Source organism: Undibacterium sp. TC4M20W, from assembly GCF_049340245.1.
Lineage (GTDB): Bacteria > Pseudomonadota > Gammaproteobacteria > Burkholderiales > Burkholderiaceae_D > Undibacterium.
Genome location: NZ_JBMPPI010000011.1, coordinates 42,710 through 56,410, shown reverse-complemented (window position 1 = coordinate 56,410; position 13,701 = coordinate 42,710). Strand labels below are relative to the sequence as shown.

At 50.4% G+C, this 13,701-nt stretch carries 17 protein-coding genes; 12 read left to right on the top strand and 5 right to left on the bottom strand.

Annotation, left to right across the window (positions count from 1 at the left end; all coding sequences use genetic code 11):
• Nucleotides 1-27: 27 nt before the first annotated feature.
• The 3 genes from atpD (at nt 28) to ACO0LL_RS15060 (ending at nt 2,456) form a co-directional block, all read left to right on the top strand.
• Nucleotides 28-1,434 (top strand): F0F1 ATP synthase subunit beta, encoded by a 1,407-nt coding sequence (gene atpD, locus ACO0LL_RS15070; protein WP_422951669.1) that lies wholly within the window; start codon nt 28-30, stop codon nt 1,432-1,434.
• 75 nt (nt 1,435-1,509) lie between these two features.
• Nucleotides 1,510-1,932 (top strand): F0F1 ATP synthase subunit epsilon, encoded by a 423-nt coding sequence (locus ACO0LL_RS15065; RefSeq protein ID WP_422951668.1) that lies wholly within the window; start codon nt 1,510-1,512, stop codon nt 1,930-1,932.
• Nucleotides 1,933-2,039: 107 nt separating this feature from the next.
• Nucleotides 2,040-2,456: a CoA-binding protein gene (locus tag ACO0LL_RS15060; protein ID WP_422951667.1), complete on the top strand. Its 417-nt coding sequence runs from the start codon at nt 2,040-2,042 to the stop codon at nt 2,454-2,456.
• On the opposite strand, the gene ACO0LL_RS15055 is transcribed toward ACO0LL_RS15060, so the two are convergent.
• Nucleotides 2,444-3,175: a tetratricopeptide repeat protein gene (locus ACO0LL_RS15055; RefSeq protein WP_422951666.1), complete on the bottom strand. Its 732-nt coding sequence runs from the start codon at nt 3,173-3,175 to the stop codon at nt 2,444-2,446. The two genes, ACO0LL_RS15060 and ACO0LL_RS15055, sit on opposite strands and share 13 nt — an antisense overlap.
• A 46-nt stretch (nt 3,176-3,221) precedes the next feature.
• Nucleotides 3,222-3,668, bottom strand: coding sequence for a hypothetical protein (locus ACO0LL_RS15050; protein ID WP_422951665.1), 447 nt, complete (start codon nt 3,666-3,668; stop codon nt 3,222-3,224).
• Between the two features lie 163 nt (nt 3,669-3,831).
• Between ACO0LL_RS15050 and ACO0LL_RS15045 the strand changes: the two genes are divergently transcribed.
• From ACO0LL_RS15045 to hemE, 3 genes are all read left to right on the top strand, one after another.
• Entirely contained in the window at nt 3,832-4,656 is an 825-nt protein-coding gene (locus tag ACO0LL_RS15045) for a PPK2 family polyphosphate kinase (RefSeq protein ID WP_422951664.1), read from the top strand.
• Between the two features lie 13 nt (nt 4,657-4,669).
• Nucleotides 4,670-5,452, top strand: coding sequence for an SGNH/GDSL hydrolase family protein (locus ACO0LL_RS15040; protein ID WP_422951663.1), 783 nt, complete (start codon nt 4,670-4,672; stop codon nt 5,450-5,452).
• 342 nt (nt 5,453-5,794) lie between these two features.
• On the top strand, nt 5,795-6,883 hold the full coding sequence (gene hemE, locus ACO0LL_RS15035; protein WP_422951662.1) for a uroporphyrinogen decarboxylase: 1,089 nt from the start codon (nt 5,795-5,797) through the stop codon (nt 6,881-6,883).
• A 14-nt stretch (nt 6,884-6,897) separates the two neighbouring features.
• On the opposite strand, the gene ACO0LL_RS15030 is transcribed toward hemE, so the two are convergent.
• Nucleotides 6,898-7,128, bottom strand: a complete 231-nt coding sequence (locus tag ACO0LL_RS15030) for a hypothetical protein (RefSeq protein WP_422951661.1) — start codon at nt 7,126-7,128, stop codon at nt 6,898-6,900.
• Between the two features lie 280 nt (nt 7,129-7,408).
• Here ACO0LL_RS15030 and ACO0LL_RS15025 point away from each other — a divergent pair, with 280 nt between their 5' ends.
• The 3 genes from ACO0LL_RS15025 (at nt 7,409) to ACO0LL_RS15015 (ending at nt 10,597) form a co-directional block, all read left to right on the top strand.
• The gene (locus ACO0LL_RS15025) at nt 7,409-9,445 is read left to right on the top strand and encodes a primosomal protein N' (RefSeq protein ID WP_422951660.1); all 2,037 of its coding nucleotides are present in this window, start codon (nt 7,409-7,411) and stop codon (nt 9,443-9,445) included.
• Nucleotides 9,446-9,522: 77 nt separating this feature from the next.
• Nucleotides 9,523-10,074 (top strand): gamma carbonic anhydrase family protein, encoded by a 552-nt coding sequence (locus ACO0LL_RS15020; RefSeq protein WP_422951659.1) that lies wholly within the window; start codon nt 9,523-9,525, stop codon nt 10,072-10,074.
• Between the two features lie 82 nt (nt 10,075-10,156).
• Nucleotides 10,157-10,597, top strand: coding sequence for a GNAT family N-acetyltransferase (locus tag ACO0LL_RS15015; protein ID WP_422951658.1), 441 nt, complete (start codon nt 10,157-10,159; stop codon nt 10,595-10,597).
• A 12-nt stretch (nt 10,598-10,609) separates the two neighbouring features.
• Here ACO0LL_RS15015 and ACO0LL_RS15010 read toward each other — a convergent pair whose 3' ends face one another.
• Entirely contained in the window at nt 10,610-11,020 is a 411-nt protein-coding gene (locus ACO0LL_RS15010) for a hypothetical protein (RefSeq protein ID WP_422951657.1), read from the bottom strand.
• 254 nt (nt 11,021-11,274) lie between these two features.
• Here ACO0LL_RS15010 and ACO0LL_RS15005 point away from each other — a divergent pair, with 254 nt between their 5' ends.
• The 3 genes from ACO0LL_RS15005 to ACO0LL_RS14995 all read left to right on the top strand — a co-directional run bounded on the left by ACO0LL_RS15005 (nt 11,275) and on the right by ACO0LL_RS14995 (nt 13,184).
• Nucleotides 11,275-12,120 (top strand): L,D-transpeptidase, encoded by an 846-nt coding sequence (locus ACO0LL_RS15005; RefSeq protein ID WP_422951656.1) that lies wholly within the window; start codon nt 11,275-11,277, stop codon nt 12,118-12,120.
• Between the two features lie 78 nt (nt 12,121-12,198).
• Nucleotides 12,199-12,831 (top strand): LysE family translocator, encoded by a 633-nt coding sequence (locus tag ACO0LL_RS15000; RefSeq protein ID WP_422951655.1) that lies wholly within the window; start codon nt 12,199-12,201, stop codon nt 12,829-12,831.
• Between the two features lie 11 nt (nt 12,832-12,842).
• Nucleotides 12,843-13,184 carry a YkvA family protein gene (locus ACO0LL_RS14995; RefSeq protein WP_422951654.1) on the top strand — a complete coding sequence of 114 codons (342 nt, stop codon included), beginning with the start codon at nt 12,843-12,845 and terminating at the stop codon, nt 13,182-13,184.
• Between the two features lie 86 nt (nt 13,185-13,270).
• Here ACO0LL_RS14995 and ACO0LL_RS14990 read toward each other — a convergent pair whose 3' ends face one another.
• Nucleotides 13,271-13,690, bottom strand: coding sequence for a hypothetical protein (locus ACO0LL_RS14990; RefSeq protein WP_422951653.1), 420 nt, complete (start codon nt 13,688-13,690; stop codon nt 13,271-13,273).
• Nucleotides 13,691-13,701 lie beyond the last annotated feature (11 nt).

Sequence of the window (13,701 nt, the reverse complement as noted above, 5' to 3'; positions counted from 1 at the left end):
GAATTTAAATATTAAGAAGGAACGAACATGGCTAATGGCAAAATCGTTCAGTGTATCGGCGCTGTTGTGGACGTTGAATTTCCACGCGACGCGATGCCTAAGATTTATGACGCCTTGAAAATGGAAGGCTCCGAGCTGACATTGGAAGTTCAGCAGCAATTGGGTGACGGCATTGTCCGTACCATTGCTCTGGGTACTTCTGATGGTCTGCGTCGCGGCATGATTATTTCCAACACTGGCAAACCTATCATGGTACCAACCGGCAAAGCAACGCTGGGCCGCATCATGGACGTACTGGGTAACCCTATCGATGAATGTGGTCCTGTCAGCCGTGAGCAGACAGCATCCATCCACCGTAAAGCCCCTGCATACGACGAACTGTCCCCATCCCAGGAATTGCTGGAAACCGGTATCAAAGTTATTGATCTGGTTTGCCCATTCGCTAAAGGTGGTAAGGTCGGTCTGTTCGGTGGTGCGGGTGTGGGCAAGACCGTCAACATGATGGAACTGATCAACAACATCGCCAAGGCACACAGCGGTTTGTCCGTGTTTGCCGGTGTGGGTGAGCGTACTCGTGAGGGTAATGACTTCTACCACGAAATGGCTGACGCAAAAGTGGTTGATCTGGAAAATCCAGAAAACTCCAAAGTTGCGATGGTGTATGGTCAGATGAATGAACCACCAGGTAACCGTCTGCGCGTTGCTCTGACAGGTTTGACGATTGCTGAAGGTTTCCGTGACGAAGGCAAAGACGTTTTGTTCTTCGTGGATAACATCTACCGTTACACACTGGCCGGTACTGAAGTATCCGCTTTGCTGGGTCGTATGCCTTCCGCTGTGGGTTATCAACCTACTCTGGCTGAAGAAATGGGCCGTCTGCAAGAGCGTATTACTTCCACTAAAACTGGTTCCATTACGTCCATTCAGGCCGTATATGTTCCAGCGGATGACTTGACCGATCCATCTCCTGCAACTACGTTTGCTCACTTGGATTCCACCGTTGTTCTGTCCCGTGACATCGCTTCCCTGGGTATCTACCCTGCGGTTGATCCACTGGATTCAACATCCCGTCAGCTGGACCCACAAGTGGTTGGTGTAGAGCACTATGAGACAGCCCGCGCTGTTCAAGGTACTTTGCAGCGCTACAAAGAATTGCGTGACATTATCGCGATTCTGGGTATGGATGAATTGGCTCCTGAAGACAAACTGCTGGTTGCACGTGCACGTAAGATGCAGCGTTTCCTGTCTCAGCCTTTCCACGTTGCTGAAGTGTTTACCGGTGCTCCAGGTAAATACGTTTCCTTGAAAGAAACGATTCGTGGTTTCAAAATGATCGCTTCCGGCGAACTCGATCACTTGCCAGAACAAGCGTTCTACATGGTAGGTACTATCGACGAAGCAATCGAAAAAGCGAAAAAACTGGCTGCTGCTTAATTAATTAAGCGCACTGGCGGTGCAGTTGATATTGACTGCACCATAGCTTTTTTGAGCGAATAATAAGGGTCCAACATGGCACACACTATTCACGTTGACGTGGTTTCTGCAGAAGAGCTGATCTTCTCCGGTGAAGCCGAATTCGTCGCGTTGCCGGGTGAGGCTGGTGAATTGGGTATCTATCCGAAACATACACCACTGATTACCCGCATCAAGCCGGGCGCGGTGCGCATCAAGGTTCCGGGCAAAGCCGAAGACGAATTCGTATTCGTCGCCGGTGGCCTGCTTGAAGTGCAACCGAATGCAGTGACAGTTTTGGCCGATACAGCGATTCGCGGTCACGATCTGGACGAAGCCAAAGCCAGCGAAGCCAAGAGACTGGCAGAACAAGCTTTGGTTAATCGTGATTCCAAGATTGACTATGCGCAAGCACAGGCAGAACTGGCATCCGCGATCGCCCAATTGGCAGCGATACAAAGATTGCGTCAAAAGCGTTAATTTCGCTGCGAAATTTTTTCGCGACGAAAGCAGTACAATGGAAAGGCAGCTCAGGCTGCCTTTTTGTTTTTCCAAGCTGTCAAACTGGACCAATACTGGAACTGCCCATGCCTGTGGAACACGACTTGATTGCCGAGATACTGAGCAAAAGTAAAACCATCGCCGTCGTTGGTCTGTCGTCAAAAACTTCCCGCCCCAGTTATGGCGTGGCGGCCTATCTGCAGGCGCATGACTATCGCATCATCCCGGTCAATCCGCGTGAGGCTGGGAATATGATACTGGGAGAACATTGTTACCCTGACCTGATCACTGCCGCAGCAGAACACCGTATCGATATTGTCGATTGCTTTCGCAATGCGGCTGATATTCCGCCGATTGTGGAAGAGGCCATACAGATAGCCGCGCCTTATCTGTGGATGCAGTCAGGCATCATCAATGAAGCTGCTGCTGCCAGAGCCGAAGCAGCAGGTATTAAAGTAGTGATGGACAGGTGCATCAAGATAGAACATCTTTACCGTGTCTGAGTTTGCTTTGCTGATCGCAATTGCTGTATGTAGGCAAGTTCGTTTTGCGCCAGTTTATTTTCAGGTTCGATTTGCAGGGATTCCTGAAAAGCTTTTTCTGCCTCATCGAGCTGCTTAAGCTCTATCAAAGAAAATCCTATGCCGCGCAGGGACATCGCCAGGTAAGGGCGCTGTGAGTAATATTGTTTGCTCAATTCGTGAGCATGACGATAGGTTTGCAAGGCTTCCGTTGGCTTGGCCAGCTGATTCAAGACATAGCCAATTTCTACCGAGGTGCCAGCAGAAACCGGGGCCAGATATTCCACTTTTCTGAGCATGGACAAGGCCTGTTGCAAATCCCTTCTTTCAACCGCAACAAAGGCCTGGACTTGCAGGCAGTTTTTATAACCCCATTCTATCCATTCAAAATCCAGTTTGCTGGCTTTGCTGAATTCCTCAAATTCTTGAGTCGTCTGGAAAGAGAATTGCTTTTTGCTGCTGTCAAAGATGGATTCATAAGACCGGCAATTTTCTTTCGCTTTTCTGTCTGCCTCTTCAAATTTACCCTCCTTGATCAGCAGATTCAATGCTTTTGATGCAGCTGAGAATTCCACCCCCTTGGCACTGTCTGCGACTAAATTGGTATGGGTGGTAATCGTAATAATCTTGTCGTCAGCCGTAGCACAAGCGGGCAAGGCCGCCGCCAATGAAAAAGCAGCTATCCATTTGCGGAAACGCATTATTCTATGTGGAGTAAAAAAATCAGTCATGTTCAGGGTAAGGTGATTATTCATAAAAAGCCCGGTGTGGCTCCACGTAGATCAATTTTATCGACTTGAGCAGTTTGAAAATGATCGCCGCCAGCAATACATAGAAATACCCTACCAGCAGGCCGTATAAGCCGCCTATCATAAACAGATAGAACAGGTCAGCGATATAGATGCGCCTTTCGTTGATCATCATAATGACCGCAGCACTAACACCAAATGCCAGCGCCATGACGAACGGTGCAAAATGGCAGTAGAAAACAAACTTGTTTTCATCCAGACGAAAAAAAGCAATGCTGAACACCAGCAGCGTCAGTAAATACGGTATGCCACCAATGAACAGAGATCCAATCAGAAAGCGCGATAATTCGCGCAACACGCCGAATTGCGCGCATGCGACACTGCGTAAGCTCAGGGCTATGGGCAATAACAATGCGGCCAGATAATAAGTTTTCTTTCGTATCATGTGCAATGAGTTGGCGATGTATGCCACACAAACAGTGTCAGCCTGTTGAAAGCATTTGTAGTCTTGCTAGGGTATGCGGCACTTTTCATATTATCATCAAAACATTATCTCTAATTTTGAGATCTATTTTTTGTAAGCTAAACAATATTGATTGGAGACTTGAATGACAGTTGCGGACTTGTTTCGGGTAGGTAAAGGTTTTCAGGTCAAGGATGCTAATGCCAATAAAAAGCTGGTGGGTACGGCCGCCACTGAAAAAAATGCAGACAAGGCCGCCGACAAACTGGCAACCTTAAAACTCGCAGAAGAAATTTCTGACCTGCAAAATGTTTTGTACGCTGCTCATGACCGCAAGCTATTGATCATCCTGCAGGGTATGGATACTTCTGGTAAAGATGGCACGGTCAAAGGTGTGTTCGGGCAAATCAATCCCCTGGGAGCCCGCACGGTGGCTTTCAAAGCCCCCAGTACCGATGAAAAAAATCATGATTACTTGTGGCGCATCCATAAAGAATTGCCGGGCAAGGGCGAAATTACCATCTTCAACCGCAGTCATTATGAAGATGTGTTGATTACCCGCGTACATGACTGGATAGACCAGGCGGAATGCAAGCGCCGTTATGCGCAGATACGCGATTTTGAACGTATGCTGGCCGAGACGGGGACGGTGATCTTGAAATTTTTCCTGCATATTTCCAAGGCCGAGCAAAAAGTCAGGCTGGAAGAGCGCCTGGCTGATCCTGAAAAACATTGGAAATTCGATCCCCAGGATCTGGTAGAGCGCAAATACTGGGACGCATATCAAGAAGCCTATGAGGATGCCTTGCAGGCAACAGACGCCGATCATGCGCCCTGGTATGCCGTGCCGTCGGACTCCAAGACCCAGCGCAACCTCGTCATTGCCAGCATTGTGCAAGAAAAACTGCTAAGCCTGAAACTCAAATACCCACCTAGTAATCCTGAATACAGCAAACTCAAGGTGGAATGAAGGTCAAGCCAAGGTGAAGTCCAATTCCAATAGTAAATTCAACTACTGGCCTGAACTGATTGCTGCAGCCTTATATCCCTTGCTGGCCTGGCAAGGGCGGCGCACCCGTGCGGTGACACCGCGCTTGCCCGAAGCCAGTGACCAGACATATGGGCTGTGGGCTCCTGCCCATCTTTCTGTGGATAACTTGCGGGTTCTGGGTATAGGCGAGTCACCGGTTGCCGGAGTTGGCGTTGCAAATTATAAAGAATCCATCACGGCACAATTGGCCAAAGCCCTGGCTGGCAAACTTGATACTGCTGTGGAATGGCAGGCTTTGGGGCAAAACGGCGCACGCCTCTCATGGGCCAGACAAGTTTTGCCTGCGTTTCGTCAGGCACAAGGCCATGCATCGCCAGCGTGGGATCTCATTCTGGTCGCTTTTGGTGTCAATGATACGACCAGCTTTTGCGCGGTTAATAGTTACCGCGCAGAGTTGCAAAGCTTGCTGGACGAATTGCAGGTGTTGCTAAAACCAAGTGGTCTTATCGTATTGGCGGGCGTGCCGCCGATGCAGGTTTTTCCCGCTTTGCCCGCTCCTTTGCGCCAGATTTTGGGCATGAAGGCGCGTGCGCTGGATCAAATAAACCGCGAGATGGCAGCGTCCCGGCAACGGGTTTTGCATTTGCCGTTTATCGCAAATCTTCAAGATGTGCGCCAGATGGCAGAAGATGGCTACCATCCGTCAGCACTTGGCGTCAGTATTTGGGCAGAAGAATTAGCGAAAACATTTCTGCAAAATCGTCAAGAAAAATAATAAAGCTTTGGTACTTATGCACAATTTCGTTTGCACGCGATTTATGCTAAAAAACGGGAATTTTTCATAAACTGGTATTCCTTCCCAATAAAATCAATGACTTACAGAATAATCCTGTTAACCGAATTTAAAATAAATCAGTAAACTGGCATTCTGTCATTTCTATCCACAAAGTTATCCACAGTTTATTACTGGAAATTTTGCTGAAAATTGCGCCACTTGTTGCAGATCAGATGCCTATCCTGCGCGCATAGGCGATAATGTCGCTTACACAGCAATAGCTTGCGTAGTTTGACAATGTCAGTAGATAAGCAGATGCACGCAGCGTCACCGAAAGCACTTATGTCCATGAATTTTGCCCCACTCAAAAACGACACCTTCCTGAGAGCCTTGTTGCGCCAGGAAACTGATTACACACCCTTGTGGCTGATGCGTCAGGCTGGCCGTTATTTGCCAGAATACCGCGCCACCCGCAAAGGTGCGGGTTCTTTCCTGAGCCTGGCCAAGAACCCTGGTTTCGCCACTGAAGTGACTTTGCAACCGATAGACCGTTATGGCCTGGATGCTGCCATTCTGTTCTCTGATATTTTGACTGTGCCAGATGCGATGGGCCTGGGCCTGTACTTTGAAGAAGGCGAAGGCCCTAAGTTTGAACGCCCGCTAAAAGATGAAAAAGATGTCATGGCACTCAAAGTGCCAGAAGCAGGCAGCCTGCAATATGTATTTGATGCTGTAACGCAAATCCGCACCGCTTTGGATGGCCGCGTGCCGCTGATAGGTTTTTCCGGCAGCCCATGGACACTGGCTTGTTATATGGTGGAAGGCCAGGGTTCGCGCGACTTTCATACCGTCAAGAGCATGATGTACAAGCGCCCAGACCTCATGCATCACATCTTGCGCACCAATGCGGATGCTGTTGCTACCTATCTGAATGCACAAATCGATGCCGGTGCCCAGGCCGTGATGATCTTTGACAGCTGGGGCGGTGCACTGGCAGATGGGGCTTATCAAGAGTTCTCGCTATCTTATATGCGCGATATCGTCAGCCAGCTGCAAAAAGAAAAAGATGGCAAGCGCATTCCAGCCATTGTTTTTACCAAGGGCGGTGGTCTGTGGCTGGAACAACTGGCGGATATTGGTGCTGATGCTCTGGGACTGGACTGGACCATGAATTTGGGTCAGGCACGTGCCAAAGTGGGTGACAAGGTCGCCTTGCAGGGTAATCTTGACCCGGCAGTACTGTTTGCTGAACCTGAACAAATCCGCAAGCAAGTCATTGCTACGCTGGATAGTTATGGCAAGCCTGCGGCGGGGCATGGCCATGTATTTAACCTGGGTCATGGGATTTCGCAATTTACCCCGGTTGAGTCAGTCACCGTGCTGGTCGAAACGGTGCATGAATACAGTCGCCAGCAACGTCAGTCTGCTTAAAGACAGGTATTTATTTATAAAATAAGCATGATTTTTCGCCACGGACTGATAGCAGAGTGGCTGGTCCAGCCAGTGTTTCTGGTCAGGCCGCTGGCAAAGTCTGTATATTCAGGCACTGGCAAAACAACAAGTGGCTGAGACGCTTGTCTTTGCGTCATGTTGCTCTGCAAAACATAGTACTGGCGTGCTTTTCCAGCCTGAAAGCTGTGGAAAACCAATGGATTAGCGGCAGAAAAATTTTGCATTTCTATGCACATTTTCTGTCACTTATGCACAAAATCGGGGCGGCAAAAAATATTTTCAAAAATATTTTTTTGTCTTCCAGCATTTTTTATAAGTCATTGATTTTAAACGACTAAATTCTTGGCTCTGAGACAGGGCTTTTTGTGGAAACCCCCGTAAACGCTAGCGAAAACCGATGTCAATAGACCTTTCTCCACAAAGTTATCCACAGAAACTGTGGATATGTCAAAAAGCCTTATGAAATCAATAGTTAGCGCCGATTTTCATGTTCAGGCTTAGATCGTGAAACAAGTTTATTTACGCATAGCCCTCGATACCCCACTTGACAGCACCTTCGATTATCGGTGGACCGCACAAGAAGAGGGAGGGGCTGTTGCCAACCTGCCCCAGCCCGGGCAACTGGCTGCTGTGCCCTTTGGCCGCCAGGAAGTCGTCGGCCTTATCATGGACGTGGTGAACGAGACGGATGTCCCGCCCGCCAAGCTGCGCGACGTCATTGCTGTCAGGCATGAGCTGCCAGCCATGAACAAGGAATGGCTGGCGCTATGCCAGTTTGCTGCCGAGTATTATCAGCGCCCCATAGGTGAGGTGGCTGTACCCGCCTTGCCCAAGAACCTCAAAGCCATCAAGACAGTATCCCTGCAGCGCGCCATCAAGAAGCTGGCCAAATTGCCTGAGCAAGCTGATGTCAGCCCGCTGGGTGAGCCTCAATTGAATCCTGAGCAACAGGCCGCGGTGGATGCGGTTGCCAATGCCGAAGGCTATGCCCCGCATCTCTTGTTCGGGGTAACCGGCAGCGGCAAGACGGAAGTGTATTTGCAGACAGCCGCCAAAATACTGGCAAAGACGCCTGATGCCCAGATTTTGATCCTGGTGCCAGAGATTAACCTGACGCCACAGCTTGAATCCCATATCCGCGCCCGTTTCCCCGGCCTGATGCTATCCACCCTGCACAGTGGCATGGCAGAAGGTGAACGCATGTTGCACTGGCTGGCTGCACATACGGGACGTGCCCGCATCGTACTCGGCACACGCCTTGCCATGCTGGCATCCCTGCCCAGGTTGAAGCTGATCATCATCGATGAAGAACATGATCCGTCCTACAAGCAGCAGGAAGGCCTGCGTTATTCTGCGCGTGATCTTGCCGTGTGGCGGGCGCGCCAACTGTCGATACCCATCTTACTGGGTTCTGCCACGCCTTCGCTGGAAAGCTGGCAGGGTGCGCAGACTGGCCGTTATCGCTTGCTGGAATTGCGTGAGCGCGCAGTTCAGCACGCCGTCTTACCCATCATACGTATCATCAACCTGGAAAGAGAAAAACCCAGCGAAGGCCTGACACAAAGACTGATAGGTGCTATCAAACTACGTCTTGAGAAGGGTGAGCAATCACTCCTGTTCCTTAACCGGCGCGGTTACGCACCAGTACTGGCATGTGATGCCTGCGGCTGGATCAGCAATTGTACGCGCTGCACTGCCCATCTGGTCTTGCACAAAGGCGACCATAGATTGCGTTGCCATCACTGTGGCCTGGAACAACGCATACCGCGCTCATGCCCGACTTGCGGCAATATTGACCTGCAACCCCTGGGTCGCGGCACCCAGCGCATGGAAGAAAGCCTGGCCCTGCTGTTCCCCGAGGCCAGGGTTTTCCGCATCGATGCCGACTCCACCCGCCTCAAAGGCAGTGCCGCCGCCGCTTTTGAACGCGTGCATGCCGGTGAAGTCGATATCCTGATAGGCACGCAAATGGTGGCCAAGGGGCATGACTTCAAACGCCTGACTCTGGTGGCAGCGCTGAACCCGGACGCTGCGCTGTTCTCGCAAGACTACCGCGCCAGTGAACGCCTGTTCGCCCAGCTCATGCAGGTGGCAGGCCGGGCAGGGCGGGCGGCGCAAAAAGAAGGCGGCAATGCATCCGAGGTGCTGGTACAAACCCGCTACCCCGATCATCCGCTCTACCATGCGCTGATGTCACACAATTACCCTGACTTTGCCAAAGACTTGCTGGACGAACGGCAGCAAGCCCATATGCCGCCTTTCATGTACCAGGCTTTATTGCGGGCAGAAGCCAGAGAGCTGGAAACTGCCATCGCCTTTTTGAAAGAAGCTGCGCTCTGTACCGAGCATCAGGGCATCATGATCAATGACCCCATCCCCATGACCATGACGCGGGTGGCTAACGTCGATAGGGCACAATTGCTGGTCGAATCAGTCTCACGCCCGGCGCTGCAAGCCTTTGTCAAAGCCTGGATAGCAGATTTGCGCGCCATGAAAAGCCGGGTCAGGTGGTCGGTGGAAATTGATCCTGTGGATATCTGATGGATTATCCACATGAGCATGGGCTAGTGATCAGTTAAAATTGCTGTTCAGAAGATTATCAAACCCTATACAGCACCATGCCACTCAGCCCTTACCTGACTACCTTTCCTGAAGTATCTGAAAATTGCTATATCCACCCCAGTGCCCAGATCATCGGTGATGTACAAATCGGGCCGGATAGTTCGGTCTGGTGCAATGCCGTCTTGCGCGGCGATGTCAATCACATACGCATAGGCCGTAGCAGCAATTTCCAGGACCTGGCCATGGGCCATGTCTCGCACAAGAATGCCAATAAGCCTGCTGGTTCACCTTTGATTATTGGTGATTATGTGACGATAGCCCATTCCGTCATCCTGCATGGCTGCAATATCGGTGATGAATGCCTGATAGGCATGGGCAGCATCGTCATGGATGATGTCATTATCCACAAGCATGTCATGCTGGGTGCTGGCAGCCTGGTGCCACCGGGCAAGGTACTGGAAAGCGGCTACCTGTATGTAGGCCGCCCGGCAGTCAAAGTCCGCGCCCTGACGGCAGAAGAAATCAGCTATTTCAAATACTCGGCAGAGCACTATGTGCGCATCAAGAATAATTACCTGGCCAGTGCTGTAGGCCAGCCATCTGAATGAACTTGAAAGTGGCTAAGTGGTCTGAACCTGGCAGTACATTTTTGAAAGATTCTCAAGCACCCAAACAGGAGGACAAAAAGGCATGAACGCAACACAGGCTGACGAATACTGGATCACCACAGACAAGGACAAGATCGATATCGACCTCGTCCATCAATTTTTGACGACTGAAAGTGGCTGGGCCACAGGTATCTCACGACCTGTAGTAGAGGAATCCCTGCGCAATTCCCTGTGTTTCAGTATCTTCCAGCAAGAACGCATGGTGGGCTTTTGCCGCATCATTACCGACATGGCCACCTTTGGTAATCTTGTCGATGTATTTGTTGTCACTGATATGCGCGGCAAGGGTATTTCCAGATTGCTTATGGAAGAAGTCATGGCACACCCGGTAGTCAGCAAGTTGCGCCGCTTTACGCTATCAACCAGTACCGCCGCTGGCCTGTATGAAAAGTTTGGTTTCACGCCACTGAGCAAGCCTGAGAACTTTATGGAAGTGTACAAGCCCAGGATTTACCTGGACTGAAACCACATTATTTTACTGAGCAGGCTGGTAATTCAGTTCACCGACATTGCTGGCCTCGAAATACATCATCATCTGCCGCTGGCTGCCTTTTTTGATTTCCGTCACCTTTTTGACGATCTGCTCAGAACGTTTAGCCTTGTCATGGTATTGCGCCTCCACTTCATAGCGGCCTTCGGGCAGGCTCAGGAATAACCAGGGGCCATCCAGCGTCGTTGTCAGCAGCACGGCTTTGGTTTTGTCGTCTCTCACAATAACTTTGATATCCGCCAGATAAGCGCCGGATTTATTGGCAGCAGTGCGCAGCCACAGATTGTATTGCCCGGCCTGCTGTTGTAATTCTTCCCTTTCTGTAGCACCTATACCACCGGTGACGCAGGCAATGTCCTTGTTTGAACAATTGCTGCCCATGGCCAATGCAGGCATGTTTAGACAGAGAAAAAATGACAAGGGTAATAGCGCAGTTAATTTCATATATTTCACGGCTGAGTTCTCCTGTGTAAAACATGCAATATAGTATTTGTGACATGAAGGTGTTTGAGATGAGTCAAAGCTGCAACACCTTGCATACCAGCATGATGTTTATACTTGTCTGTGACCATCAAACTGCGGCATATTGAAAGGGACAGGCCCCCGGGGCCTCATTGCATAGACTACAGATTCTTTTTTTCCCATTCAAGATGCTTTCATCCCTGCTTAAACCTGCCATAGCCATGACGGTGGCACTGGCTTTCGCCGCACCCTCGCAAGCACTGGAGTCTGCCCTGAGTCTCAAGGACATCTACGCCAGCACCGTGGTGCAGCAGGTACAACCGCCGCCAGAAGACTTGCAATCTTATATAGAGCAGATGGCGACCGCCCTCAGCAGTAACAGCATCACCAGCCTGCCTTCTCAATATATTATGCTGGTCGATCGTAACCCCAAGGTCCAGGTTGCGATGTTGTTCTGGTTAGACCAGGAAGGGCAATACCAGTTCATCGGTGCTTCGCCTGTTTCTACAGGGCGCTCTCCAGGCTTCGAACATTTTGAAACCCCTGTCGGGGTATATGCGCATAGCCTGGCCAATCCTGATTACCGTGCCGAGGGCAGCAAAAACAGCAAGGGCATACGTGGCTATGGCATCAAGGGTAGGCGTGTCTTTGATTTTGGCTGGCAAAAAGCCAAAAAAGGCTGGGGCGATAAAATCATCGCCGACATGCGCCTGCAAATGCATGCGACCGACCCCGGCGCACTAGAATCACGCCTGGGTACAGTGCAATCCAAGGGCTGTGTACGGATACCAGGTACTTTGAATCTCTTGCTGGACCGCTACTCGGTGCTGGACGCAGACTATATGCAAGGCGTGGCAGAGGGCAAGAAATTCTGGGTACTCGACAAAAACCGTCAGGACAATCCCTGGGCCGGGCGCTATATGGTCATCATCGATAGCGGTAAAGAGCAAAAACCGGAGTGGGCAGCTTATATGCCACCTGCACCTTCTGTGCCATCTACGCCCGCAACCCGCAAGGTAGCCAAAGCTTCTTGAGCCTCAGGGTAGGTGTCCTGCCCTGAAATCGACTAAGATATCCCTGAGAGCTTATTCAAATTACTTTAGGGAGCCCGCATGTCTATAGAAACCTGGTTGCTGTATGTCCTTGCCGTTCTGGTATTAACCATTACACCCGGCCCTGCCGTACTCATGTGTATCACCAACAGCATCAATTTCGGTGCGCGCATGACCCTGTTCCCGGCGCTGGGGAATATCACTTCCCTGATTGCCATCATGACTTGTTCGGCAATAGGCATAGGTGCGATTCTGGCGACCTCGGCGCTGGTATTTACCATTATCAAATACCTCGGAGTGGCTTACTTGCTCTATCTGGGTATCAGCAGCTTGCGTGCCAAGAGCAGTGATTTTGTTTTGCCAACAGAAACCGAGTTGCGCGGCACCCGCCTGCGCCTGTATGTCAAAGGCATGCTGGTCGGAGCCAGCAATCCCAAGGCCTTGCTGTTCTTTACCGCCTTCTTCCCGCAATTCATCAATCCGGCTGCAGCCAAGCTGCCGCAATTCCTGGTCTTGTGCAGCACCTTTGTCTTTTTTGAATTCAGTGTGCTGATGCTATATGCGGTATTTGCCGAACGCATGGGGCCGTGGCTGCGTTCCAAAGGCAAGGCAAAAATGTTCAACCAGTTTTCGGGTGGGGTATTCGTGGCAGCGGCGGGTTTGCTGGCCACCGTGAAAAAGGCGAATGATTGAGGAGCAAGATCATGTCACATAGCAAAGCGTACAGTGAAAACGGTTTTTGGAACAAGCTTAAAAAATCTGCACAAGCTGCTGGCAGTGAAGTCATAGAAAAAGTACTCTGTCTGTATTATGCAGCGCAAAGGCCGGAGACACCAGCCTGGGCCAAGACCGTCATCTTTGGCGCATTGGGTTACTTCATTTTCCCTCTCGATGCCGTGCCGGATATGTTGCCCGTGGTTGGTTACAGCGATGATCTGGGCGTGATCGCCGGTGCGCTGGTGACCGTCAGTTTTTATATTACGGATGAAGTGAAGCAGAGCGCCAGAGATAAGATGAAGGGCTGGTTTGGCAGTGGGCAGGTTTGAAGTCTTGCTGAGGCTCAATCCAGCTCAGGGCTGACTGGATTGAGTCAGAATTGAGTCATATATTTTTATCCGCAAAAATCAGGCCTTCAGCCAGCAGCCTTCCTGGTAGAATTTTTGATAAAGTCGCCATGCCTGAACCGTAATGCCGACCAGTCTTCATCAATCGCCACCATCCTCACCGTATCAAACCCCGCCGCCTTGATCACATCCCAACCAGTATCGCGGTTGAATTCACATTGATATTTCTTTGAGCTTCCCTTGGGGTAAGCAAACCACAGCAAGGCATCTCCCTCTACCAGCTTGCTCAGGGCCAGGGAGATTTCATCAAGCTCTTGCTGCTTGCTGACGAATACCAAAGCAAAATTCAGCTTTTTGATGCCAGACAATTTCTTGAGCACCTTGACACCGGTCAAAGCCGCGATTTCCGGCTCAAATGATGCTGGTGCATGCAAGACCAGGATTTCACTCTGATCTTTCAAATTCAATTTGTTAAAAATGGCAGACATGGACACTCCAG